The organism is Acinetobacter sp. I-MWF (assembly GCF_025433935.1).
Classification (GTDB): Bacteria; Pseudomonadota; Gammaproteobacteria; order Pseudomonadales; family Moraxellaceae; genus Acinetobacter; species Acinetobacter guillouiae.
Map to the genome: position 1 here is coordinate 620,156 of NZ_JAMBAR010000001.1, position 23,649 is coordinate 643,804.

Consider the following 23,649-nt stretch of genomic DNA (forward strand, 5'->3'; position numbering starts at 1 on the left):
AGTGCATAAAGCCACAAGGAGTATATAAGTGATTGATAGTCATATTCATTTTTGGAAATACAATCCAGTTGAATTCCCGTGGATGACGGGTGATTTAAGTGTCATTGCACAAGATATGTCGCCTGAAGATTTGTTGGCACAATTGCCTGCCAGAATAGAGGGTTTGATCGCTGTTCAGGCAAGACCTTCTTGGGAGGAAAATGAATATCTGAATGGGCTGGCAGAGCAACACTCTATCATCAAAGGCATTGTGGCATGGTTTGATTTTAAAAAAGACGCTGAAATACAGTTGGAAAAATTCAAACAAAATAAGCGGATAAAAGGCTTTCGTCACATGCTTCAAGATGAGCCTGATCCTACAGCCTATATGTTGAACAACCACCAATTTAATCTGGGCGTAGAAAAAATTCAGCAGGCTGAGTTGCTTTATGGCGTTTTGATTCACCAGAAAGATTTGGATGCAGCCGTAAAATTTTCCCAACAGCATGATCAATATGAGTTGGTAATAGATCATTTAGCAAAACCTCAGATGTATTCCAGTGAAGGTTTTACTGTGTGGAAAAAGAGCATGAAAGAATTAGCCGCTTTAGCGCATGTAAATTGCAAAATTTCAGGTTTGGTGACAGAGGCGGGCGCACACTGCAAAGCACAGGATTTTCAAGCCCACCTCGATATTGCTTTAGAACTTTTTGGTCCTGAACGCTTGCTTTGGGGTTCTGATTGGCCTGTGTCTTTTGCGACCCATCGTTATGAAACATTATTGGCATTTTGGGATGAATGGACATGCAAATGGAGTGCCTCAGAACGTCAACAAGTCGAAATAGATACACCTAAGCGCTTATATAAGCTATGAAATTTAAAAGATTTTAAATATAGGAGATAGGAAAGATGGATTTACACCTCAAAAATAAAGTCTTTATCGTTACGGGTGGTGGTGCAGGAATTGGTGGCGCAATTTCATTATTGCTCGCACAAGAAGGTGCAACGGTTGCCATTTTTGGTCGTTCAGACCTGAGTTCCGAATTTGAAATATCTTTACAGGGAACAGAGGCAAACTACTCCTTCCATCAACTGGACTTGACTGATGAAAAAGCCTGCCAAGAAAAAGTTCAGAATGTCATTGACCTATATGGACGTCTGGATGGTTTAGTCAACAATGCAGGAATAAATGACAATGTCGGACTTGAAGACAGTATTGATGCGTTTAGACAGTCTTTAGATAAAAACCTGATTCATTATTTTACAATGGCTCACTTTTGCATACCGCATCTCAAACAAAGCAAAGGCAGCATTGTCAATATTGGTTCTAAAGTCGCAGTCACAGGGCAGGGACATACCAGTGGATATGCTGCTGCAAATGGTGGCCGATTGGCTTTAACACGAGAGTGGGCAGCGCAATTTAAAGATGATGGTGTTAGAGTCAATGCGGTTTTACCTGCTGAAGTCATGACACCACTTTATCAACGCTGGGTAGATAGCTTTGATAACCCAACCCAAAAGTTAGCACAAATTACCCAAAATATTCCGTTTGGTCATCGTATGACGACGACCAATGAAATTGCAGATACCACGGTATTTTTACTGTCTGATCGTTCTTCGCATACCACTGGACAACTTTTATATGTCGATGGTGGTTATACCCATTTAGATCGAGCCTTAGATCAAAACGAAGACTGATATGCCGCAAAGTGGAGCGAAAAATGAAACGCTATTGTTTGGCTTTAGACCTAGTGGATGATGCTGAAAAGATTCAACAATATCAGCAGTATCATCAAAAAGTATGGCCCGAAATCATCACCAATATTCGCAATCGTGGTGTGCTGGATATGCAGATTTGGCAAGTCGAAAATCATCTTTTTATGATCATGGATACTACCGACGATTATGACCCTGATGTTGCAGAAAATGTTGCTGTTTCAGAACCGAAAAATCTTGAGTGGGAAAGTTTGATGTCGCAGTACCAGCAAGTACTGCCTAGTGCAAAACGTGGTGAAAAATGGATCGAAATGGAAAAAATATTTGATCTAAAACAATAATCCGAATGATATAAGGAATTCAGCCATGAAGGCAAAAATTACAGAACCTCAATTTAGGATGGGGTTGATATTGGTCACGACACTCTTCTTTATGTGGGGATTGTCGTATGGTTTGGTCGATGTTTTAAATAAACATTTTCAGGAAGCTTTGCACATTTCTAAAGCACAATCGGGGCTGATTCAGGCTGCGTATTTTGGTGCCTATTTTGTGATTGCATTACCTGCGGGTTTATTTATCGAAAAAAAAGGCTACAAAGCTGGGATTATTCTCGGTCTTTCCCTTTATGCAATCGGGGCACTGCTCTTTGTCCCTGCCGCAAATATGATGACATTTAGTTTTTTCTTATTTGCATTATTTGTACTTGCCTTGGGATTAGGTTGTTTAGAAACAGCTGCAAATCCTTACTCATCTGCATTGGGACATCCGTCAACTGCTGAACAGCGGCTCAATTTATCTCAGTCTTTTAATGGTCTAGGGCAATTCTTTGGTCCACTGATTGGCGGTTTATTTTTCTTTAACTCTGTAGAGGGTGACAGTGCTGCAAGTTTTGATGCTGTGACCTATACCTATGTCGGTATTGCTGCAATTGTCATTGTTTTGATTGTATTTTTTGCTAAAGCAAAACTACCTGATTTGCGTGAAAATGAGGCGAAACTGGATGCAGCCAATCTTCAAAATAACAATGCATCGATGTGGTCACACGCAGAATTTAAATTTGGCGTCATCACCCTGTTTTTCTATGTCGCCGCGCAGGTGGGGGTAGGTGCATTTTTCATTAACTTGGTGGTAGAAACTTGGCCACAGAGTTCAAGCCAACAAGGCGCATATTTCTTATCTATTGCCATGCTGGCTTTTCTGATTGGGCGGTTTGTCAGTACAGGCATCATGTCAAAAATATCTGCCAACCATTTGTTGCTGATTTATGCCGTGATTAACAGTGTGCTGTGTATCGTGATTTTATCTGGCGCTGAGTATATTTCAGTGATCGCAGCGATTGGTATTTTCTTCTTTATGTCGATTATGTTCCCAACTATTTTTGCGATGGGAGTAAAGAATCTAGGATCTAAAACAAAAATTGGTAGCTCATTTATGATCATGGCGATTGTGGGCGGTGCAATCATGCCTTTTTTCATGGGGAAATTGGCTGATCACTATGGAACTCATATTTCCTATCTATTGCCATTGATCTGCTTTGTGATCGTATTTTTCTATGCGAAGAGTTATCAAAAAATCGCATTGGCACAGATCAATTAATATCCCGATTTTATCGCAGTGAGTGCGATAAGCGTGATAACACCGCCATTTAATAATAAAAGGCGAAAATTATAGGATTAAGGACAATACAATGAAAATTCAAAATGGAAGCCGTAGAAAAGTACACTTCGCAATCCTTGCATTATCAAGTGGTTTAACGATGAGCTCTGCCATGGCAGCAGATGCTTTTCGTGTAGATAGCCCATGGATGTTTGGAGATTGGAATGGTAAAAGAACTGAGTTAAAGGACCAAGGCTATGACTTTAATATCGGTTATACAGGTGAGTTCGCAGGTGTCATCAATGCAGATCGTGATGGTAAGGGCAATGCTTATGCTGATCAGTGGGCTTTTGGTGCAAACTTTGATTTAAATAAGATATTGGGTTGGCGTGATACAGAAGCAAAAATTGTCATTACCCATCGTGGTGGAAAAGCCCTGAATACTGAAGCGGATGTTATGGCACCTCAATTTAACCAAACTCAAGAAGTCTATGGTCGAGGACAAACTTGGCGTTTAACAGACTTATGGATTAAGAAAAAATTTGTAGATCAGCGATTGGATGTAAAACTAGGGCGTTTTGGTATTGGTGAAGACTTTGCAGGTTTTGATTGTGAATTTCAAAACCTTGCTTTATGTGGTGGACAGGTTGCCAATTGGGCTGGAGATCAATGGTATAACGGTCCTGTCAGCCAATGGGCAGGAAGAGTTAAATACAATATTCACCCAGAATTGGCCGTTCAAATGGGAATTTATGAACGTAATACGGTCAACGCCAATGCGACTACTGCCAGTGATGGTTTTAACTTAAGTACAGATGGCTCAGATGGTGCAGTGATTCCATTGGAAATTGTCTGGCAACCAAAAAAAACCAGTAACAATTTGAGTTTACCAGGAGAGTACCGACTTGGATATTTTGTAAGTACGGTGGATACGCAGAATGTTCAGGTGGATTATTCTGCTCCGGGAATCTCCCAAAAATTTGATGCTGATCATCATAAATGGGCTGCATGGCTTTCAGCAAAGCAACAATTGACTCGCCATCATGGCGATGAATCTCGTGGTTTGACCCTGATGGGACAAGCCACTTTTTATGATGACAAAACCAGTGCATATAGCGATGCGCAAAATATTGCAGTGGTCTATAAGGGATTATTTGATGCTCGCCCAAGCGATGAAATTGGAATCGGATTAGCACGGATTGGGGTAAATACTGATGCGATCAAATTTAATGGCAAAGTCGAGAATGAAAAGTTTGATGATGAATTGGATGCAGAAATTTATTATGGCTTAAAAGCGACTCGTTGGTTGACAGTACGTCCAAATATTCAATATGTAAAAAATATTGGTGCCAATAAAGCCTATGGTGATGCATGGGTCGGTGGGGTGAAATTTAATATGAATTTCTAAATATTGAATACGCTTAACTATTAAAACTGAGTTGACTTCTAGACTCAGTTTTAATTTGTCAATTATCTGACACAATAAAATCTGTCGCTATTAAAGGTGTGAATTTATAAATGATATAGTTTTTTATAGCAAGCAAGCCCATGGTTAGAGCATGGGCTTTTTATCTCTATTTACTGTTATTAATTTTTTGCATTGTTTCTGTATCCATGAGGGCACGGATACTTTTAAATAATGGATGTTTATCTGTATATTTTTCACCATAGCTAAGATTAAATTCATAATCAAAGTCATCAGGATTAATTCCTTGATTATGCTGTAAAATTGTTTCTAGCTTATCCAAAGCCTTTACTGCAACAGCTTCTTGCGTTAGACCAGCTTCATATTCTTCCCATAACCCAAGTATGGTGTTTCTTAGGGGAGCATCTAGGGATTGAGTAAGTAATAATAGATCGTTACGTTCTTGAACGTCTTTATCTGGATGGTTTTTCTTTTCAGTCGCTGGAACATCACCATTGATTGTCTCGCCTAAATCATGAACAAGACACATCTTTAAAACCTTTGAAAAGTTTAGATATTTTAATTCATCTTCAAATACAAGAGCTAACAGGGCAAGCCTCCATGTATGCTCGGCTGTACTTTCAATTCTACCTTTAGAGGTATGAGAGGAACGCATTATATTTTTCAGGTTTTCAGCCTCTTTCAAAAAGAGTAGACGACCTTTAATAATGTCAGTATTCATTTCGGTTTCTTATTCCTATCAAAATTATAGATTTTTACTTTTAATAAGCTTAATAAATGCTTTTTAAAGTAATCTGTTTTGATTCTGGTTACTACGAGAGCAGCTACAGGCTTATGTATTAAATAGAAGCAATCAATAACATAATATCCAGATGACTTTTTGCTAACATCTTCAATTCAGGCATATGCGTTGATCGCTGCATTGTAAATTTATCAGCCGAAGCATTGTATATGGATCAGTAAGGGGCTCATCGTGACACAACTTTGGCTATTGGAGTGGTCTACAGCTTATGCTTCAAGATAAATTAAAAAAAGGACAGATGACCTTTTTTTATATTGACCGTAAAATACCTTGTCTCAAGAAGATAACTTGGGTCATGTCACTGTTTATTACCTATTATCTAGGCCCAGTATAGGTTTCAAATATTGATAAAGACTTTGAAAATATAGATAGTTTTGAATGAAGAGTCGTGAAAGATGAGGACTAGTAGTAATGATGAATTAATACAGAATTATATCGATAAGTTTTTTTTATCGCGTTATTTTTCTCCAATATTGTTAGAAAATTTCTTATTAAAACAAATAGAAGCAGGTGAGTATCTGCTTGCACAAGGAAGCTCGCTAAGTAGCCTCTATTTACTTGTGAATGGAAAATTACAAGTAGAACATTACCAAAAAGATGGGAGTTGTGCCGTATTCTCTATTGAAAGGGCTTTTTCCGTGATTGGTGATTTAGAGCTTTTTTTAGATAGAGATATAGGTACAGTAAGTACGGTGACTGCGATTTCAAAAGCGGATATTCTCGAGATATCCCTGAACAAAATTGAGCAATATGCGTTTAACGATCCAGCTTTTCTACGTTTTATCTGCTCTCATCTCAGTCAAAAATTATATGCTTCTACTCAACTGTTAACAAATGCAACGCTTCCAGCATTTATAAAAGTACGTAAATATTTAGCAATTAGGGTGGAAATGGAGGGGAGTATGATTCACTTGGAAAAACGTGATTCTATTGCTGCTATGTTAGGAATTTCGACCAGACAGCTAAATCGGATTTTAAAAGATTTATCAGACTTAAACATCATTCAGCTTAAAAATAAAACGTTAAAAGTTTTGGATAATGACTATCTCGCTGAAATAGAACCGATAGACCTTTTATAATTAGATAGCGGTGAAATAAAAATAGAATTATGTTCAAGATATTTAGTGAGGGTTTTAGCCGTCAAGTTTATGCTTTGAATTGATTATGGAGGACGCTACAAACCTTCTTCTTTCATTGCAAGCAAGCCCATGGTTACCGCATGGGCTTTTTTGATGTAAATGAACAACTCAGGACAGAAGTTCCGAACTACTTTCAGCATGTTTTGACAATGAACGTAAATCTGAACCAGAAGGAGCCTGATAAATTTTTAGCCCAAATTCAGGGATAATTGCCATCAGATGGTCAAATATATCAGACTGGATTGCTTCATAATCATTCCATACCGTTGTATTGGCAAATGCATAGATTTCCAGCGGTAATCCCTCCCTCGTTGGTTGTAACTGACGGATAATTAGGGATTGGTTTTTAGCAATACCAGCGTGTTGTTTTAAGTAGAACTCGACATAGGCCCGAAATGTTCCAATATTGGTTAGGCGGCGCTGGTTATAAACTGACTGATCTTCAAATTGTTGATTAAAGCTGTCCAATTCAGATTGTTTATTATCCAGATATTGATCCAGTAACAGGAACGCTTTTAATTTCTGTTGTTCTTCATGGGTAATAAAATGAATGCTGGTTTGATCAATAAAGATTGAGCGCTTAATGCGTCTCGCCCCCAACAATTTCATCCCACGCCAGTTTTTAAAGGTGTCCGTCACCAACTTATTGGTCGGAATTGTGGTAAAGGTTTTATCAAAATTCTGTACGGTAATGGTATGTAAGGACATATCAATAACATCACCATCTGCATTTAATGTTGGCATTTCAATCCAGTCACCGATACGAACCATATCGTAGGAAGAGATTTGCACCGATGCCACCAAGGACAGAATTGTATTTTGAAAAACCAGTAACAATACCGCTGCCATCGCACCAAAACCAGCAAGCAGGGTAAAAACATCTTTCTTTAAGAAGGTACCTAAGATCAGCAGACCACAAACGATAAACAGAATCAGCTTGATCAGTTGAAGATAGCCTTTGATGGGCTTATTCAGTGATTTTGGATTACGTTGATAAAGCAGATTAAAGACATTTAAAAGTTCACTGATGGCCAGTGCAATGGTCAGGAAGATAAACGCCTGTGCAGCCATTTGTATCAGGCCAACCGCTTTTAAGGACAAATGTGGAACTGTGGTTATACCATTTAAAATAACAATGGCAGGAACAATATTCGCCACTCTGCGGATAACACTATGCTGGGAAAAAATTTCACTGTGTGCAAACTTCATTTTTGAAATAAGTTTACGTATCCCACGAACAACAACTTGTTTTGCAATATAATTTGCGACAAAGGCGAAAAAAATTAGAATGGATAATGATGTTAGCATCTCTAGCCATGGATACTGATCAGACCATTCCTGAATATTCTTTAAGAAGGCAAATTTATCCAAAAGTACAACCTCAAAATAGCAGATACGCTATTGTATTGATTGTGAATGACAATAATTTATAAAAATACTTTTTAGCTACATTCGGTCATCAATTACTTACTCAACAAGATTGACAGACTCTCAGAAAGTCCAAGTGAGTATGTGAAGATAAGTATGCAACCGTTGGGCATAGATAAACCCAGTTTCACGGATCACAATATGCCAATCAACAGTACTTTATTGAATACGATGGGATGCTAAGTTTTAATTTGTGAGACTCAATAGTGGCTGATTTTATCCGCAAGATTGGCAATACGGTTTAGACGGCAAGACTGTGCATCTAACATTTGTCCTTGTCCTTCGGTTTTCGGATCCCAATTACAATACTTGTCGGTGTTTTCCCACCATGCTGCGATTTCATCCATCTGCCGGTCTTTTTTCACACTGTCTGGACGACTGATGATTTTGGCAAAGGCCTGTTGAACGCGGTTCTTATGTTGGGCATATTCTTGGTCCATACAGCTTTGCATTTCAAATGTTACTGCACCGCTTTGCTTGATACATTGGCTATAACTGCTGCTTAATTTGGCATGAATATAAGAATCATCTGGAAGGGGACGAGACATTTCATCATCGGCAAAAGCTGCAAAAGGAAGAAGAGATATGAACAACAATGTAGTAGTTTTAAATTTTTTCATATATTTGACCTTTAGTTTTATCTTGATCTCGATGTTCGTTCTTGAATATCTCTATGCTTTGATTCGCATTATTGAAGTAAATTCAGATAGCGTTGCAATTGTGCAGTACGGCCTGCGATACGCTGTATATCATTAAGTTCAGTTTGCAAGTTGTCTGGCTGTGATTGACCATACAGCGTTGTTTCCAGTTCAGCATCACTTTGACGTGATTGTAGCCAAATGCGTTGTGATGCAACCAGTTTTGTTTTCTGGGTAGCACTCAAATGCGATTGTAATTTTTTATAGGTACTATTCAATCGTGCATCTTGACGTTCAGCCTCATCTTTTAGACAAGTTGCCTGTTCTATAATACCTTGGGCACTGTTGTCACAGTTTATAAAAGCTTGGCTTAATAAGTTTTCATTTCCTATTGGTGCAGCGAAGACCAAGCTTGAAAAAGTACATAAAAAACTGATTGGTAAGCATGCTAATCGTATTTTTTTCATAAAGGATAAACTCTTGATTGATCTATCAGGATGAATGCTGGCTGCTGTGTGAGCTGAATAAAACCTTGCTTGAGTATCGTCAATCACGCATTAGCAAAGATAAACAGGGGTATCATTTTGACCAAAGTGTATCAACTTTAAATTTGAATAATCATGGATATTTGGATGTTTTTTCTCAAAAACACAGATTGTCCTGTACGAATTTCTTTAAAGCTCTGAGATTTATCTTCCGTATAATTACTGCTCCTCAACTGTTTATTCATATAGCTTCAAGATAGTAACCCGTATATCCATTTAAATTGAAATTGTGTACATCGCATTTTTTGGAATTTTATCGCAGACTATTGATGTGAATATATTATGATCGGTTTTTTCACACAATAGTTACAGTGAATATTATTCAAATAGAATGATTTGGGTGTCCGTATTTTTATTAAAACAATAAGTCTCTTAAAAATCAAAATCCCTCAAATTTTGAAGGATTTTGATTTTAGAATGCTTTAAATGGTCTGTGCTCTATTGAGATATAGGCGATCTAGCAGAGAAAATAGTGCAGAACCCATAACCAGACATACACCCACCAGACAAGTCATGGTCCAACCTCCATGATGCCATGCATAAACCCCTAAAGCAGAACCACATGCACCACCTGTGAAATAGGCTGTCATATAGATAGAGTTAATCCGAGATTTGGCATCTGGGCGTAAACGGAAAATAATATTTTGATTGCTGGTATGAACCACAGCGAGCCCAAAGCTAATTAGGCCGTAACCTAAAATATAACTGATGAGGTATTTTCCACCGAAATAAAGCAGCGCCCAACTGACGATCATCAACGCTACCCCAATCCATGTCAGGATACTGGTATGTCCACGGTCTGCAATTTTACCAATTTTTGCAGTGGCTAAAGCACCAAATACCCCAATGATCGTTGCAACACCAACCAAAACATCAGGTAATTTAAACGGTTCAGAAGTCAGTAAAACAGCAATCGTTGAAAATAAAATACTCATGGCTGCAAATGCAAAGCCACCAATAATTGCACGATAGACCAAACGACGTTCTTCTTTTAACAGCACACCCATCGAGTAGAAAATTTTGCCATAACTCATTTTAAACACAGGTACATGTGGCAGACGTTTTTTCAATAAATAGGCAAGAATCAACATTAATACCGCACTGACAAAGTAAATCAGTTTCCAGTTAAACAGGTTAGATAACAAACCTGCAAGACTGGTGGAAAGTAATAACCCAACCAATAGTCCACTCATTAAAAAGCCAACAACTTCTCCTGTTTTTTCAGGTTTAACTGCCATCGTTGCAAGTGGAATTAACACCTGAGCCGCAACTGAAAATAGACCTGTAATAATTGTGCCAACCCAAAGCATGGGTAAATTGACAGCAAAAGCACACATCAATAAACCAATCGCAGCACAAAACATTAACCAAGGAATAAATTTGATTTTATTGACAATATCACCCATGGGCACAATGAATAAAAGACCAAGTGCATAAGACACTTGGGCAAAGGTCACTGTAAGTGCCACTTGTGATTCTGGCATGTTGAAATAGAGTTGAATCGAGTGAATCAGCGGCTGACTATAATAGTTTGCTCCTGCGCATAAACCGCAGGCAATCGCCATCAGCCAAAGTAATGCTTTATTTTGGCTAATATCGAGTTGAGCATTCATAAAAATATCCTAGTTCTTGGAGTTACATACAATAGGCAGTTGCTTCAATTTCAATGAGCATTCCTTGTAAAGCAAGACACGGGACAGGAATCAGTGTACACGCAGGGAAAGGTTGATCTTTCCAAAGTTGTTGCATTTCCTGAATTAAAAACTGATGTTTTTTGGTACTGTGATCGACCACAAGCACTCTTAAAACAGCAATATCCAATAATGATGCATCAGCCGCTTGTAGGGCATGTTGCAGATTGACAAAAGCTTGATGAACTTGTTGTGCAAAATCTTGGGATAATTGTCCTTGTTGGTTTTCACCACCTTGTCCAGATATATGCAAAATACGCAAATAATGGCGTACTTCAGCCACATGACTATACGCAAATGCTGTTGGATTATAAAGTGTATTTGGGTTAATCATTTGGAACGATTTGATCTGCGCGGATTCTGATCTGGAATGCATGGATGACTCTTTTGATTGACTGGAAATTTCCGTCAGTATCAAAGCTCAAGTTAACTTAAGGTCAAGTGAAAATGCCAAGAAAAAACCGAAGCAACTGATCGTATTTATGAATGAACAATCAAGGGGCTGTTAAACAAGAAAACCGTCATATAGAAAAGTGATCAGAAGAAGCACTATGCAAGTGAAGTATTGCTCAGGATTAAAAGTATATAGTTTGTTTATCTTTGCTTTGATGCTCTTAGGAAATCCCAGTAAGCACTGACTAGGATTTCGTAGAGGCCTATCTTAAGCAAGTTATTGGCTATTTTTATATTCAATGAGCTGAAATAGCCCTGTACTAAAATACCCCAGTTATTAAATAACCTAGCCGTTAAATAATGAGTTGTGAATCTACAATCTTGCCCGTTTTCCCTAACCAAAATGGACGGTTGACTTCACCATGACCAAACCAGTCACACTGGTAAAGTGGGATGTGCAGTGGATCGAGATGTTCTTTCACAATCTCAACAATACTTTGCGGGACATTTTTTTGTGGGCATTGATAAAAATCACCCAAGACCAAAGCCTTTAAGTTTGAAGTATCAATACTTTGTAGGAGCTGAGTCAATGAACGTTCAATTCGATAATAGGGTTCGCCTACATCTTCAATCAGTAAAACACTCGGCTGATTCAGTTTTAAGGCAGACGGTGTGCCTTGTAAAGTACACAGTACAGTAAGATTTCCGCCTAAGATTTTAACATCTTCAATGTGCTGATCTTGAGCAAAACCATTTGCGCTGGATAAGGGATAATGACCGTGTTGGTTTATATCCGCAGATAACAGGCTGATGGTTTTTAAAGCATCATACGACAGAGGACTATTGTCTAAATTTTTAACGGCAATTTCCTGAAATACAGGCGCATGTAAAGATTGTCCATGATGCATCGCAATATAGTTTAATAACACAGTGGTATCTGAATAACCAATAATGGGTTTATTTAAAATCCACTCACCTAAAAATGGCAATAACATTGCAGCGCCAGTACCACCACGACCACACCAAATTGCATCAATATCTGGATCTAAACATGCTTGTTTTAAATCTTGAATACGTTGTTCAACTGTACCTGCCAAATAGCGATGTTGTGAAAATACATGTTCACCCAAACTGACTGTATGACCTAACTGTTCCAAATGCGACTGTGCCAACTGGATATTTTCAACATCTACACAGGCACTCGGCGATACAATTTTAAAATGCATATTCCTTCCAAGCTTCCGCACAATTTAGTGTGCAAGTTTCTTTTTAGACAAAGTAATCATCATGACACCGATGATATTCAGTAAACAACCAAACCATTGTATCGCATTCATATGCTCACCGAGCAAAGCCACAGCTAAAATAATGGTTAGGATCGGGCCAATCGAACCAATCATAGCTGCTTGTGCAGCACCTAAACGAGAAATACTTTGCGCGACCAAAATCGTCGGTAAAACCGTCACCAATAAGCCTAAGGCAATACCATACCAAATGACTTGTGTCGGAAGTTGAGTAAGCAGTTGAATCGGCTGGGGTGTTGCAATAATAAAATGGGTTAGCGTACCAAAACATGCAATGCTTAATGCCAAACCTGTGTAATTCCATGAACCAAATTTTTGAATTAAACGTGGGGTCATGAGTAAGTACGTCGCAAAACAGACCGCACTGGCAAAGACTAAACTCACGCCTAGCCAGAAATTTCCTTCATGCGGTACTGTGCTTTGCTCTTGTAGCATCACAATCACTGTACCACCATAGCTTAATGCAATCGCTAGTATGGTTCTAAAGTTGAGTTTTTGCTTATAAATAAAGCTTGTGGCAATCACTGTCAGTGTTGGATAGAGAAATAAAATAATACGTTCTAACGAAGCACTGATATACATCAGACCAGCGAAGTCGAGCCAACTTGAAAGATAATAGCCCATCAAACCTGCAGCAACCAATAAAGCCCAGTCTTTTCCTGTCATATTTTTATTATGATGGCGATTGAACCAACACAGTAAAAGGAAAAAAGGCAGGGCACTTGCCATTCGCAATGCCATAAGCACGGTGCTGTCAACCAATGGTGATAATGCGTAAGCCTGTTTAATAAAAATAGCTTTGGTACTAAATAAGAAAGCCGCACCAAGTGCGAAAATCGAACCGAGTTGGGTACTGGATAAAGAAAGTTTCATGAATTTGACTGCATTGACGATGTCGCTATACGACATGTAAATTTGAACAAGCAGTATAAATGTTGTTTTCAATCAGTGGAAATACAAAAAAAGAATGAATTGGCGCAATAAAAGGAATATAAAACACACTTGCTTACGTCTTTTTGTGTGGATTTAAGTAGCATTAAAATAGATTGAAATAAAAATTGTATAAAAATCAACCTTGAGATCCTTGTTTATAAACTGCTCAAATTCAATATGCTTTTTTTTGCACAAAAAAGGTGCAACATCGTAATGGTTGGTTCAAGCTGTTCGAGTATTATTAACTGACAAAATGGCAAATAAAAAAAAACTAAAATTTTTTGTAATTGCTTTAGACTCAGTTCTAGGGTAATTCTAATGGTTATTCCAAGTACTTTTTTTTATTAATGAAATTAAAAAATGTAATAAAAACCGACTTACATTTTTGACGGAAAAAATGATAGAAAAGGCCAATATAAGCTGATAAAAAAACCATGTAATTTGTCAGAAAGGTCAATAGAGATGTTGGTTTTTGTGCTAAATCTATTGTTTTATGGAGTATTTAAACAGCAAGCTGGAATGCTTAAAAGTGAATCATACTGCTGTAAATGCCAATCAGTAGGGTAGGGTGAGCAGCCTAAAATATGCTAATAAGCTTAAAAAAACATCGTTTTTAAAAATTGGAGACAGGATATGTCAAAAAAACTGAGCAGGATAATACGAGAAAAATACAATAAATTGAATATAGGGTATGTCGCACAATTATATTTATGAATCATCAGTTCAAAATATGGGTATTTATTAAATAAATATTGGGTGGTATTTTAAAAAAGTTCAATTAGAATCCAAAAATTCATAACAACGCATCTGGGGGAAACATCGGGTTATTTACGATGTTTACTTGAAGAAAAATTAGCTTGAGGAACGCTCATGCAGATTGGAATCCCAAAAGAATCTGTCGTCGGTGAAAACCGCGTCGCCGCTACGCCAGAGACAGTAAAAAAGTTGATTAGTGCTGGTCATAGTATTGTCATTGAACGAGGCGCTGGTAAAAAAGCGGCTTATATTGACAGTGCTTATGAACAAGTCGGCGCTAAAATTACAGATGATGCCTATACAGGTAGTCAAATTATTTTGAAAGTTCGTGCACCACAAGGTGAGGAAATTCAAAAGCTTGCCGCAGGAACAGCTGTGGTAGCTATGTTTGACCCATACCGTAATACTGAACTTGACCAATTTGCGTCACAACAAGTGTCTGCATTTGCGTTAGAGCTTTTGCCACGAACACTGTCTCGTGCGCAAAATATGGATGTATTGTCTTCTCAAGCCAACCTTGCAGGTTATAAGTCGGTATTATTGGCCGCTGCGGAATATCAACGTATGTTCCCAATGCTGATGACTGCTGCAGGTACTGTGAAACCCGCTCGTATCGTGATTATGGGTGTGGGTGTCGCAGGTCTTCAAGCCATTGCAACTGCAAAACGCTTAGGCGCAGTTGTTGAGGCAACAGATTTACGTCCAACTGCACGTGACCAAGTCGAATCGCTTGGTGGTAAGTGGTTAGATGTACCGATGTCTGATGAAGAAAAACAAAAAGCTGCCGATGCCGCTAAAAATGGTTATGGCTGGATGCCAGGCGAGCAATATATTCAAGACCAAGCCATCATCGTAGATAAAGCCGTGTCAAATGCAGACATTGTGATTACTACTGCGTTGTTGCCAGGTCGTGATGCACCTCGCTTAATCAAAGCTGAAACTGTTGCCAAAATGAAACCAGGTTCAATCATCCTAGATATGGCGGTTGAATCAGGCGGGAACGTTGAAGGTTCTAAGAACGGTGAAAATGTTGTCACTGACAATGGCGTGACGATTTTAGGTATTCCAAATATTCCTTCTACAGTATCGACAGAAGCTTCGGCACTGTATGCACGTAATGTTTTCAATTTCGTAGAAACTTTGTTTGATCAAGAGAAAAACTTTGCCATCAATCAACAAGACGAAATTCAAAAAGCACTTCTAGTAACTCATGGCGGTCAAGTACTGCTGAAGCGTGGTTAAGGAGAGTCATCATGGTTGAAACTATTACTATTTTCGTCTTAGCCATCTTTGTTGGTTACTACGTGGTTTGGGGTGTCACACCTGCATTGCATACGCCGTTAATGGCAGTAACCAATGCATTATCCTCAATTATCGTTGTGGGTGCGATGATACAAACTGTTGGAATTCCTGGTGTTGTAGATGCAAGTGTACAATTCCAGTCCGTGAATGTTGTTAGTGTACTTGGTGCAATTGCAGTGTTCTTGGCAAGTATTAACATTTTTGGTGGCTTCGCAGTGACTGCACGTATGCTTGAAATGTTTAAGCCAAAACAAAAGAAAAAAGAGGGCTAATCTATGGAATTTATTCGAGAATATGCGGATTGGTTCTACCTTGTAGGTGCTGTCCTTTTCATCTTAACCTTACGTGGTCTTTCAGGCCCTAAAACTGCGATTGCTGGTAACCGTTACGGTATGATCGCTATGGCGATTGCGGTAATCACCACATTCTTTGTCGCAGATCATCCTGTTGTATGGATGATTGGTGGTGCAATGGTGTTGGGTGCAATTGTCGGTATTGCACGTGCACGTACAGTTCCAATGACACAAATGCCAGAAACAGTGGCATTGATGCACTCACTTGTCGGTTTGGCTGCGGTATTAATTGCAATTGCTGCAATTTTACATAATAACCAACTGACTGCTTTGTTTGCACAAAACGAATCTGCTTTAACCGCTGCTGGTGTACAGCATGCGCATATGAGTAAAGTTCATTTATTTGAATTATTCGTCGGTTGCTTCGTTGGTGCGATTACCTTTACTGCATCTGTATTTGCTTATGGTAAGTTAGCTGCAAAGAAATGGGCAAAAACCATTTCAGGTGCTTGGGTTAAACCTGTTCAAGCGATCATTTTTCTGGCTATGCTGGCGTGTGGTGTGTATTTCTTTACCACAGGCAATATGCAAGCATTCTGGGCGATGACTGCACTGGCATTGGCATTTGGTTGGGTTTGGATTGCACCAGTCGGTGGTGGTGATATGCCAGTGGTGGTTTCACTACTGAACTCATTCTCTGGCTGGGCTGCGGCAGGTATTGGTTTCACACTTGAAAACAACATGCTGATTGTTGCGGGTTCGCTGGTGGGTTCATCAGGTGCGATTCTGTCTTACATTATGTGTAAAGCAATGAACCGTTCAATCATCAATGTATTGTTTGGTGGTGCGATGGGTGGTACGGCTGTAGCATCGGTTGATAAAGGTGAGCAAGTTCAACGTAATTACCGTTCTGGTTCTGCGGATGATGCTGGCTTCTTGATGTCGAATGCGGACAGCGTTGTGATTGTACCGGGTTATGGTATGGCGCAAGGTCGTGCACAAAACGCAGTGAAAGAATTGTGTGAAATCTTGAAAGAGCAAGGTGTAACTGTTCGTTTTGCAATCCATCCAGTTGCAGGTCGTATGCCTGGTCATATGAATGTATTGTTGGCGGAAGCTGATGTTGCATATGAAGACATCTTGGAAATGGACGAGATCAACTCTGATTTCCCAGCGACTGATGTTGTACTGGTAATTGGTGCGAATGACGTTGTTAACCCAGCGGCTAAAGATGATCCAAGTTCACCAATTTATGGTATGCCGATTCTTGAAGCACATAAAGCACGTACCATTATGGTAATCAAGCGCTCTATGGCAACAGGTTATGCAGGTTTAGACAATGACTTATTCTACAATGACAAAACCATGATGATTTTTGGTGATGCCAAGAAAGTTGTTGAAGAGATGACAAAAGCAATTAATGGTGGTGGGCACTAAGCCGCTATCGGATTAAATCCACCCCAACCCTCCTTTGATAAAGGAGGGAGCCTAACCGCCTTCGGGCGGTTTTTTATTTAAGCAATTTTAATGCTATGATTTTGATAAAATTGACTGAATAAAAAACGATGAATCAACCATTTAAAATAATCTGTAACAGCTTTGGCATCTATCTGGCATTTTCCTTGTCTATAACGCATGCACAAGTTTTTGAAATTCAAGATGGCTCGAAACACTATGATGCCGTAATTGATATTGCATGTGCAAAAGATGAGTGTGGGGCTAAGGCTGAAGTAAAACTATTAAAAAAGGGCAGCAAAGCGGTATTTCAAGTATTTCACTCTGATGAACTGACCATGTATTTGGACGAAAAGTTTAAACCGAGTGTTAATGTTATACAGCTTTATGGCGAGCAAAGCCCTTTGATTTTTGATGATTTTAACTTTGATGGAACAGAAGACCTCGCAATTAGAAACGGCAATTATGGTTCTTATGGCGGTCCTGTGTATGACATTTATGTATTTAATCAAAGCAAGAATAAATTTGTTTTAAGTCAGGAACTGTCTGTACTCACTCAAGAAAATTTAGGCATGTTCGAGCTAGACAAAAAGCGTAAACGCATCATCACCTTTAATAAAAGTGGCTGTTGCTACCATATTCGTTCTGAGTATCAAGTTGTGCCTAGAAAAGGTTTATTGCTGGTTCGAGAGTTTATTGAGGATGCTACTTCACCACAAGGTGATCAAGTTGAAGTCACAGATCGTAATTTGATTAATGGAAAATGGAAGGAAAAGACCAAGTATTATCCAACAGCAAAATATTATGCTCAGTAGTCACAATTTACCTCGTATACCTATTCTGTATTGATATCGCTATATGATGTAAATCAACAGATGCTGAATTGTGGGATAGCGTAAGGTTTTATGAATAGAACAACTTCTTTACAGTGTGATGTTAAATTTTAAGCATAAAAAAGCTCATCCAAAGATGAGCTTTTTTAATTAAAACTGAAACTTAGTGAGGAATATGCTCTTCATCTTCAAATTCAGGTTTAACTTGTACGATAAAGTCTTGACGGTTAAGACCACGCCACAATGCAAATGCGGTACCAATATAGATTGAAGAATACGTACCTACAAATACACCAATAAACATGGCAACTGAGAACCAGTGTAAGCCATCACCACCCAAGAACATCATTGCAAGTACAACCAGCAATAATGTCATCGAGGTATGAATGGTACGTTTTAAGGTTTCAGTTAAGGCAATATTCACAATTTCTAACGGTGTCGCGCCACGAATCTTACGGAAGTTTTCACGGATACGATCCGATACAACAATGTTATCGTTTAACGAGAAGCCGATTAAGGCAAGAATAGCCGCTAAAACAGTAAGGTCAAATGGCCATTGCATCATTGCAAAAATACCAATCGTTACGATCACATCGTGCAGTAATGAAAGCACTGCACCAACTGCAAGTTTAAACTCGAAGCGAATGGTCACGTAGATCAGCATAAGCAGCATCGCAAGCGCTACAGCACCTGCAGAGCGTAAATATAGCTCATTACCGACTTGACCACCGACAGAGTCAACTTTGTGAACAACAGCAGTGTTATTCGGCAGTTGAACTGCTTTGGTGATGGTATTGCTTAAGTCTTCAACTTTAAGGTCTTGCGCTGGCATACGTACAATTAAGTCTTTATTTGAACCTAATGTTTGTACAACTGCATCTTTAAAGCCAGCTTTATCCAAATTAGAAATCACGTCTGCTGGTTTTGCCGCATATTGATAGTTCAATTCTGCAGAAACACCACCAGTAAAATCTAAACCAAGATTTAAGCCTTTGGTTGCAATAAAGAAGATGCTTGCAATGGTCAAAAGGATTGAGATGATTGCCGCTGGTTTGGCAATCTTCATGAAATTAATTACATGCTCATCATCAGGGCGACCATATTTCTTTTTCGGTTGAGTCACATCAGTCATCTTCGATCTCCTATATGCTCAACTTATTCAAGTTACGTTTTCTGCCATATACCAATTGGACAATTGCACGTGTTACTGTAATTGCAGTAAACATTGAGCAAATAATACCAATCATCAGCGTTACAGCGAAGCCTTTGATCGGACCTGTACCAATAGCAAACAGAATAAATGCAACCAAAAATGTGGTTAAGTTTGAGTCGAGAATGGTGTTATAGGCTCGATCATAACCGGCAATAATGGCTTGTTTGGGCGAGGCGCCCCAGCGCATTTCTTCTCGTATTCGCTCACAGATCAGTACGTTGGCATCGACCGCCATACCAATGGTGATTACGATACCGGCAATACCTGGCAAGGTCAGTGAAGCCCCGATCCAAGACATGATGGTGAGAAGCATTGCCAAGTTAATCACTAATGCTACATCAGCAATTAAACCAAATAGACGGAAGAACACGATCATCCAGATTGCAACAAGCAGGAAACCAACTTGCGTTGATAATACGCCTTTATCGATGTTCTCTTGTCCCAAACTTGGACCAACAACACGTTCTTCTACAAAGTACATTGGTGCAGCTAAAGCACCAGCACGTAACATCAATGCAAGTTCAGCCGCTTCTTGAGGAGAATCTAAACCAGTAATACGGAAAGATGAACCTAAAACCGCTTGAATATTTGCAGCATTGATTACCACAGATTCAGTATATGGGGTACGAACTTCTGTCATTGCACCTGTAACTGGATCAGCAACAGAGGTGATTTTTTGTTTATTTTCAATAAACAAAACCGCCATACGTTTGCCAACAGCAGTACGGGTTGCGTCTGACATCAACTTACCACCAGCAGTATCTAAAGTAATATTTACTTCAGCGCCACCACTATCTTGGCTAAAACCACTTGATGCATTTTGTACACGTTCACCCGTAAGGATACGGCTGCGATTTAATAATAGTTCACGACCACTGTCCAAAGATTCGTAAGCAAAAACTTCAGTACCTGGCGGTAAAGGTTGACCATTATATTTACCTGTGAAACGGTCAATATATTGATCATTTAAATCAGACACTAAACGGAATTCAAGGTTTGCAGTTCGCCCCAAGACACGTTTAGCTTCGGCAGTATCTTGTACACCAGGCAATTCAACCACAATACGGTTGCTACCTTGGCTTTGTACCAATGCTTCAGCCACACCTAACTCATTAATACGGTTACGTAAAGTGGTTAAGTTTTGGTTAAGTGCATAAGATTGAATATCTTGCTTGGTCGCATCGTTATAAGTCAACTTAAGCGTAGAACCTGTATCCGTTGCTAAAGCTTGTTGATTGAACTTATTCCCATCACGACGTAAAAAGTCCATTACCGCTGCACGGTCATCATTATTTGCAAACTGAATCGTAATGGTATTGTTGTTCAATGAAAGACTATTAAATTTAATCTTATTGTCACGGAACTCACGACGTAAGTCTGTTGCTGAGGTTTCCATACGTTGTGCAATAGCTTTGTCCATATCTACTTCAAGTAAGAAATGAACACCACCACGTAAGTCCAAACCAAGCTTCATTGGCTTAGCGCCAATTTTTTGCAACCACTCAGGTGTGGTTGGTGCAAGGTTTAATGCAACGGTATAGTTCTCACCCAAACCTTTGCTGAGGACATCTTTTGCTTTTAACTGTGCTTCAGACGTATTTAAACGCAGAAGGGCAGCATTGTTGGTGAAGGTATTATCATGACTGCTAATATTTTCACTTTTTAAAATTTGCTCTGCTTTTTGTATGACAGACTGATCAATTGTGGTACCAGCCTTGGCACCAGAAATTTGAACAGCAGGTTCGTCAGGATACAAACTCGGCAGCGCATATAATGTACTGATCACTAGTACCACTAGAATCAATATATATTTCCATGCAGGGTAACGCATTCGCTTTCTTCTTAAAATGAAAAAGTCGTGCTAAGTGCACGACCGTTTTATGATTAAAGGTTATTTAATGTGCCTTCAGGGAGTACTGAAATAACACTTGCACGTTGAACTTTGACTTCATTTCCTTTGCTTAATTCAACCACTGCAAAGTCGCCATCAATTTTTAGGATACGACCCATTAAGCCGCCTGCAAATACAATTTCACTGCCAACACCTAAGCTTTCGATTAAAGTACGGTGTTCTTTTGCACGTTTTGCTTGAGGACGCCAGATGAGAAAATAAAAGATTGCAACAAATACTACAATCATCAATATGTTTGCCATCATGCCTGGGCCTTGTGCAGGCGCTGCTGCAGCGTGAGCAGAAGAAATAAATAAGCTCATTCTAATTTCCTAATGTTAAAAATTATCTGCCATTTTCATGGCTTTTAAATTGACTTGTTCAGCAATTTACCTTGTCTTGGGTTTCAGCGCAAATACTGTTGAATTAATCTTCAATTCAACTTTATATTGGGGCATTAGTCAGCAGGACAAGGAGGAACTTCTAAACCGCGACGTTGATAGAAATCAGTCACGTATTCATCAAAAGTTCCCTGATCTAAAGCATCACGAATATCTTGGGTAAAACGTTGGTAATAACGTAAATTGTGGATCGTGCCCAACATCGAACCGAGCATTTCACCGCATTTTTCTAAATGGAATAAATAGGCACGAGTGAAGTTGGTACAGGTATAACAGTCACAATGTGGATCCAGTGGACTTTGATCATGACGATATTGGCTGTTACGAATCCGAACCAGACCATCGGTAACAAAATAATGACCATTACGTGCATTTCGAGTTGGCATAACACAGTCGAACATATCGACACCGCGACGAATTGCTTCGACGATATCTTCTGGTTTACCCACACCCATCAAATAACGTGGTTTATCTTCTGGCATTTTTACAGGCAGATAATCCAAAACTTTGATCATTTCTTCTTTTGGTTCACCGACAGATAAACCACCAATCGCAAAGCCATCAAAATCAATTTCTTTAAGACCGTTTAAAGACTCTTCACGAAGGTCTTCATACATGCCGCCTTGAATGATTCCAAACAATGCGTTTCTATTTTTTAAAACATCGTGATGTTGAGTTTTACAACGCTTTGCCCAACGTAATGACAGTTGAAGTGATTTCTGTGCTTCTTCATGGGTTGCTGGATATGGCGTACATTCATCAAAAATCATCACAATATCTGAGTTCAATGTATGTTGAATATCCATTGAAATTTCAGGAGATAAAAAGACTTTTGAACCATCAATAGGTGAGCGGAAAGTAACTCCTTCCTCTTTGATTTTACGCATAGCACCCAGACTGAAGACTTGGAAGCCGCCTGAATCAGTAAGAATCGGTTTGCCCCATTTCATAAACTCATGCAAACCGCCGTGTTCACGGATAACATCTAGTCCAGGACGTAAATAAAGATGGAAGGTATTGCCTAAAATAATTTGTGCTTTGATATCTTCGATATCGCGTGGCAACATGCCTTTAACTGTGCCATAAGTTCCCACAGGCATGAACACAGGTGTTTCAATCACACCATGTTCTAAAGTTAAACGACCACGACGAGCACGCCCCGACTGACCTAATTTTTCAAACTTCATAAATAACCTAAATCTGGCGAAAAAACAGTTCGCTGATTGATAATTGCAAAAGGGGGCTATTTTCCCTGATTTTATGGTCGAATACCAGTCATGTTGTTTTTCATAATGTTAAATTTAAAATTATTGATTTAGCGGCTTGAATATCAATAGATTGATACGAGAATAATTTTTTTATCGTTGAATAATTATTGTTTGAATATCAAGGTATTATTTTTATGCTGCTCAAAAGCGAATAGTGGTTCGCTTTTGAGCTTAGATTTGGACAAGATAGAAAATTAGTCTTTTGCCTTACGACCGATAATGATCAAGGCGATAACTCCCAGAATCATGATGAATATTCCATAATGATTCCAAAAATTACGTTGCATTTTATTTTCTTGGTATTCAGGGTTTTTACTTAAGGTTGAAATGACATCATCAGGTAATTCATAAAACGTATCTGGTTCTGCATCGGTCATGCCGACTAAGGTGCAGTCCCATGTTTTGACATCTGCCCATAAGATTCCAAAGTGACTACATTTATACCCTGCATTTAAACTTTTAAGATCTTCATATTGACTTAACACTTCTTGTGGAAATGGGCCAACTTTAAACATTTCATCGCCTGTATTAAAAACTAACAGGCCTTTCGCTTGAGCAGGGGCTTGCCAGAGAAAACACAGACATAACATCATGAATAATTTTTTTAACATTTGATTTACTCCAATCTTTAGATTGTCTTTTTATTA

Annotated in this window: 23 protein-coding genes; 10 read left to right on the plus strand and 13 right to left on the minus strand. The window is 38.9% G+C overall.

The genetic code is table 11. From position 1 onward, the window contains the following. Positions 1-28: 28 nt before the first annotated feature. From M2R48_RS03035 to M2R48_RS03055, 5 genes are all read left to right on the plus strand, one after another. Entirely contained in the window at positions 29-853 is an 825-nt protein-coding gene (locus tag M2R48_RS03035) for an amidohydrolase family protein (protein ID WP_262085057.1), read from the plus strand. A gap of 35 nt (positions 854-888) precedes the next feature. Next, positions 889-1,677: an SDR family oxidoreductase gene (locus M2R48_RS03040; RefSeq protein ID WP_244014966.1), complete on the plus strand. Its 789-nt coding sequence runs from the start codon at positions 889-891 to the stop codon at positions 1,675-1,677. Positions 1,678-1,700: 23 nt separating this feature from the next. Next, the gene (locus tag M2R48_RS03045; RefSeq protein WP_244014968.1) at positions 1,701-2,036 is read left to right on the plus strand and encodes an L-rhamnose mutarotase; all 336 of its coding nucleotides are present in this window, start codon (positions 1,701-1,703) and stop codon (positions 2,034-2,036) included. Between the two features lie 25 nt (positions 2,037-2,061). Next, complete coding sequence (fucP, locus tag M2R48_RS03050) at positions 2,062-3,291, plus strand: L-fucose:H+ symporter permease (protein ID WP_004818999.1); 1,230 nt, start codon at positions 2,062-2,064, stop codon at positions 3,289-3,291. A gap of 91 nt (positions 3,292-3,382) precedes the next feature. After that, on the plus strand, positions 3,383-4,699 hold the full coding sequence (locus M2R48_RS03055) for a carbohydrate porin (RefSeq protein WP_262085059.1): 1,317 nt from the start codon (positions 3,383-3,385) through the stop codon (positions 4,697-4,699). 166 nt (positions 4,700-4,865) lie between these two features. Here the strand turns inward: M2R48_RS03055 and M2R48_RS03060 are convergent, their stop codons facing one another. Beyond that, positions 4,866-5,438, minus strand: coding sequence for an HD domain-containing protein (locus M2R48_RS03060; RefSeq protein WP_244014972.1), 573 nt, complete (start codon positions 5,436-5,438; stop codon positions 4,866-4,868). A gap of 476 nt (positions 5,439-5,914) precedes the next feature. Between M2R48_RS03060 and M2R48_RS03065 the strand changes: the two genes are divergently transcribed. Next, entirely contained in the window at positions 5,915-6,598 is a 684-nt protein-coding gene (locus M2R48_RS03065) for a Crp/Fnr family transcriptional regulator (protein ID WP_244014974.1), read from the plus strand. 168 nt (positions 6,599-6,766) lie between these two features. On the opposite strand, the gene M2R48_RS03070 is transcribed toward M2R48_RS03065, so the two are convergent. From M2R48_RS03070 to M2R48_RS03100, 7 genes are all read right to left on the minus strand, one after another. Then, on the minus strand, positions 6,767-8,029 hold the full coding sequence (locus tag M2R48_RS03070) for a mechanosensitive ion channel family protein (protein WP_262085060.1): 1,263 nt from the start codon (positions 8,027-8,029) through the stop codon (positions 6,767-6,769). A gap of 257 nt (positions 8,030-8,286) precedes the next feature. Then, complete coding sequence (locus M2R48_RS03075; RefSeq protein ID WP_262085061.1) at positions 8,287-8,634, minus strand: hypothetical protein; 348 nt, start codon at positions 8,632-8,634, stop codon at positions 8,287-8,289. Between the two features lie 140 nt (positions 8,635-8,774). Then, complete coding sequence (locus M2R48_RS03080) at positions 8,775-9,191, minus strand: lysozyme inhibitor LprI family protein (protein ID WP_166783124.1); 417 nt, start codon at positions 9,189-9,191, stop codon at positions 8,775-8,777. 500 nt (positions 9,192-9,691) lie between these two features. Continuing rightward, positions 9,692-10,882, minus strand: a complete 1,191-nt coding sequence (locus M2R48_RS03085) for an MFS transporter (RefSeq protein ID WP_262085062.1) — start codon at positions 10,880-10,882, stop codon at positions 9,692-9,694. A gap of 22 nt (positions 10,883-10,904) precedes the next feature. Then, a complete protein-coding gene (locus M2R48_RS03090) occupies positions 10,905-11,336 on the minus strand; it encodes a RidA family protein (RefSeq protein ID WP_262085063.1) in 432 nt (143 codons plus the stop codon). 370 nt (positions 11,337-11,706) lie between these two features. Next, on the minus strand, positions 11,707-12,579 hold the full coding sequence (locus M2R48_RS03095; RefSeq protein WP_262085064.1) for an LD-carboxypeptidase: 873 nt from the start codon (positions 12,577-12,579) through the stop codon (positions 11,707-11,709). 24 nt (positions 12,580-12,603) lie between these two features. Beyond that, the gene (locus tag M2R48_RS03100; protein WP_171478416.1) at positions 12,604-13,530 is read right to left on the minus strand and encodes a DMT family transporter; all 927 of its coding nucleotides are present in this window, start codon (positions 13,528-13,530) and stop codon (positions 12,604-12,606) included. Between the two features lie 930 nt (positions 13,531-14,460). On the opposite strand from M2R48_RS03100, the gene M2R48_RS03105 reads away from it, so the two are divergent. From M2R48_RS03105 to M2R48_RS03120, 4 genes are all read left to right on the plus strand, one after another. After that, the gene (locus M2R48_RS03105) at positions 14,461-15,588 is read left to right on the plus strand and encodes a Re/Si-specific NAD(P)(+) transhydrogenase subunit alpha (RefSeq protein WP_004723168.1); all 1,128 of its coding nucleotides are present in this window, start codon (positions 14,461-14,463) and stop codon (positions 15,586-15,588) included. An 11-nt stretch (positions 15,589-15,599) separates the two neighbouring features. After that, positions 15,600-15,920 (plus strand): proton-translocating transhydrogenase family protein, encoded by a 321-nt coding sequence (locus M2R48_RS03110; RefSeq protein WP_004723166.1) that lies wholly within the window; start codon positions 15,600-15,602, stop codon positions 15,918-15,920. A 3-nt stretch (positions 15,921-15,923) separates the two neighbouring features. Continuing rightward, on the plus strand, positions 15,924-17,378 hold the full coding sequence (locus tag M2R48_RS03115) for an NAD(P)(+) transhydrogenase (Re/Si-specific) subunit beta (protein ID WP_151801647.1): 1,455 nt from the start codon (positions 15,924-15,926) through the stop codon (positions 17,376-17,378). Positions 17,379-17,506: 128 nt separating this feature from the next. Continuing rightward, positions 17,507-18,211 carry an XAC2610-related protein gene (locus tag M2R48_RS03120; RefSeq protein WP_262085065.1) on the plus strand — a complete coding sequence of 235 codons (705 nt, stop codon included), beginning with the start codon at positions 17,507-17,509 and terminating at the stop codon, positions 18,209-18,211. A 181-nt stretch (positions 18,212-18,392) separates the two neighbouring features. Here the strand turns inward: M2R48_RS03120 and secF are convergent, their stop codons facing one another. From secF to M2R48_RS03145, 5 genes are all read right to left on the minus strand, one after another. Next, positions 18,393-19,361, minus strand: coding sequence for a protein translocase subunit SecF (gene secF, locus M2R48_RS03125; RefSeq protein WP_004723159.1), 969 nt, complete (start codon positions 19,359-19,361; stop codon positions 18,393-18,395). A 10-nt stretch (positions 19,362-19,371) separates the two neighbouring features. Further along, positions 19,372-21,273 (minus strand): protein translocase subunit SecD, encoded by a 1,902-nt coding sequence (gene secD / locus M2R48_RS03130; RefSeq protein WP_004723158.1) that lies wholly within the window; start codon positions 21,271-21,273, stop codon positions 19,372-19,374. A 53-nt stretch (positions 21,274-21,326) separates the two neighbouring features. Then, on the minus strand, positions 21,327-21,656 hold the full coding sequence (gene yajC, locus M2R48_RS03135; protein WP_004723156.1) for a preprotein translocase subunit YajC: 330 nt from the start codon (positions 21,654-21,656) through the stop codon (positions 21,327-21,329). Positions 21,657-21,790: 134 nt separating this feature from the next. After that, positions 21,791-22,921, minus strand: coding sequence for a tRNA guanosine(34) transglycosylase Tgt (gene tgt, locus M2R48_RS03140; protein ID WP_096733032.1), 1,131 nt, complete (start codon positions 22,919-22,921; stop codon positions 21,791-21,793). 275 nt (positions 22,922-23,196) lie between these two features. Next, positions 23,197-23,613, minus strand: a complete 417-nt coding sequence (locus M2R48_RS03145) for a hypothetical protein (protein WP_056514982.1) — start codon at positions 23,611-23,613, stop codon at positions 23,197-23,199. Between the last annotated feature and the right edge of the window lie 36 nt (positions 23,614-23,649).

What these genes read in the sequence shown, in the direction of transcription:
- M2R48_RS03115 (WP_151801647.1), top strand. Translation starts at nt 15,924, where the DNA reads ATGGAATTTATTCGAGAATATGCGGATTGGTTCTACCTTGTAGGTGCT.
- M2R48_RS03055 (WP_262085059.1), top strand. Translation starts at nt 3,383, where the DNA reads ATGAAAATTCAAAATGGAAGCCGTAGAAAAGTACACTTCGCAATCCTT.
- M2R48_RS03120 (WP_262085065.1), top strand. Translation starts at nt 17,507, where the DNA reads ATGAATCAACCATTTAAAATAATCTGTAACAGCTTTGGCATCTATCTG.
- M2R48_RS03110 (WP_004723166.1), top strand. Translation starts at nt 15,600, where the DNA reads ATGGTTGAAACTATTACTATTTTCGTCTTAGCCATCTTTGTTGGTTAC.
- M2R48_RS03085 (WP_262085062.1), bottom strand. Translation starts at nt 10,882, where the DNA reads ATGAATGCTCAACTCGATATTAGCCAAAATAAAGCATTACTTTGGCTG.
- M2R48_RS03060 (WP_244014972.1), bottom strand. Translation starts at nt 5,438, where the DNA reads ATGAATACTGACATTATTAAAGGTCGTCTACTCTTTTTGAAAGAGGCT.
- M2R48_RS03080 (WP_166783124.1), bottom strand. Translation starts at nt 9,191, where the DNA reads ATGAAAAAAATACGATTAGCATGCTTACCAATCAGTTTTTTATGTACT.
- M2R48_RS03045 (WP_244014968.1), top strand. Translation starts at nt 1,701, where the DNA reads ATGAAACGCTATTGTTTGGCTTTAGACCTAGTGGATGATGCTGAAAAG.
- yajC (WP_004723156.1), bottom strand. Translation starts at nt 21,656, where the DNA reads ATGAGCTTATTTATTTCTTCTGCTCACGCTGCAGCAGCGCCTGCACAA.
- M2R48_RS03090 (WP_262085063.1), bottom strand. Translation starts at nt 11,336, where the DNA reads ATGCATTCCAGATCAGAATCCGCGCAGATCAAATCGTTCCAAATGATT.
- secD (WP_004723158.1), bottom strand. Translation starts at nt 21,273, where the DNA reads ATGCGTTACCCTGCATGGAAATATATATTGATTCTAGTGGTACTAGTG.
- secF (WP_004723159.1), bottom strand. Translation starts at nt 19,361, where the DNA reads ATGACTGATGTGACTCAACCGAAAAAGAAATATGGTCGCCCTGATGAT.
- M2R48_RS03105 (WP_004723168.1), top strand. Translation starts at nt 14,461, where the DNA reads ATGCAGATTGGAATCCCAAAAGAATCTGTCGTCGGTGAAAACCGCGTC.
- M2R48_RS03100 (WP_171478416.1), bottom strand. Translation starts at nt 13,530, where the DNA reads ATGAAACTTTCTTTATCCAGTACCCAACTCGGTTCGATTTTCGCACTT.
- tgt (WP_096733032.1), bottom strand. Translation starts at nt 22,921, where the DNA reads ATGAAGTTTGAAAAATTAGGTCAGTCGGGGCGTGCTCGTCGTGGTCGT.
- M2R48_RS03095 (WP_262085064.1), bottom strand. Translation starts at nt 12,579, where the DNA reads ATGCATTTTAAAATTGTATCGCCGAGTGCCTGTGTAGATGTTGAAAAT.
- M2R48_RS03145 (WP_056514982.1), bottom strand. Translation starts at nt 23,613, where the DNA reads ATGTTAAAAAAATTATTCATGATGTTATGTCTGTGTTTTCTCTGGCAA.
- fucP (WP_004818999.1), top strand. Translation starts at nt 2,062, where the DNA reads ATGAAGGCAAAAATTACAGAACCTCAATTTAGGATGGGGTTGATATTG.
- M2R48_RS03040 (WP_244014966.1), top strand. Translation starts at nt 889, where the DNA reads ATGGATTTACACCTCAAAAATAAAGTCTTTATCGTTACGGGTGGTGGT.
- M2R48_RS03075 (WP_262085061.1), bottom strand. Translation starts at nt 8,634, where the DNA reads ATGTCTCGTCCCCTTCCAGATGATTCTTATATTCATGCCAAATTAAGC.
- M2R48_RS03065 (WP_244014974.1), top strand. Translation starts at nt 5,915, where the DNA reads ATGAGGACTAGTAGTAATGATGAATTAATACAGAATTATATCGATAAG.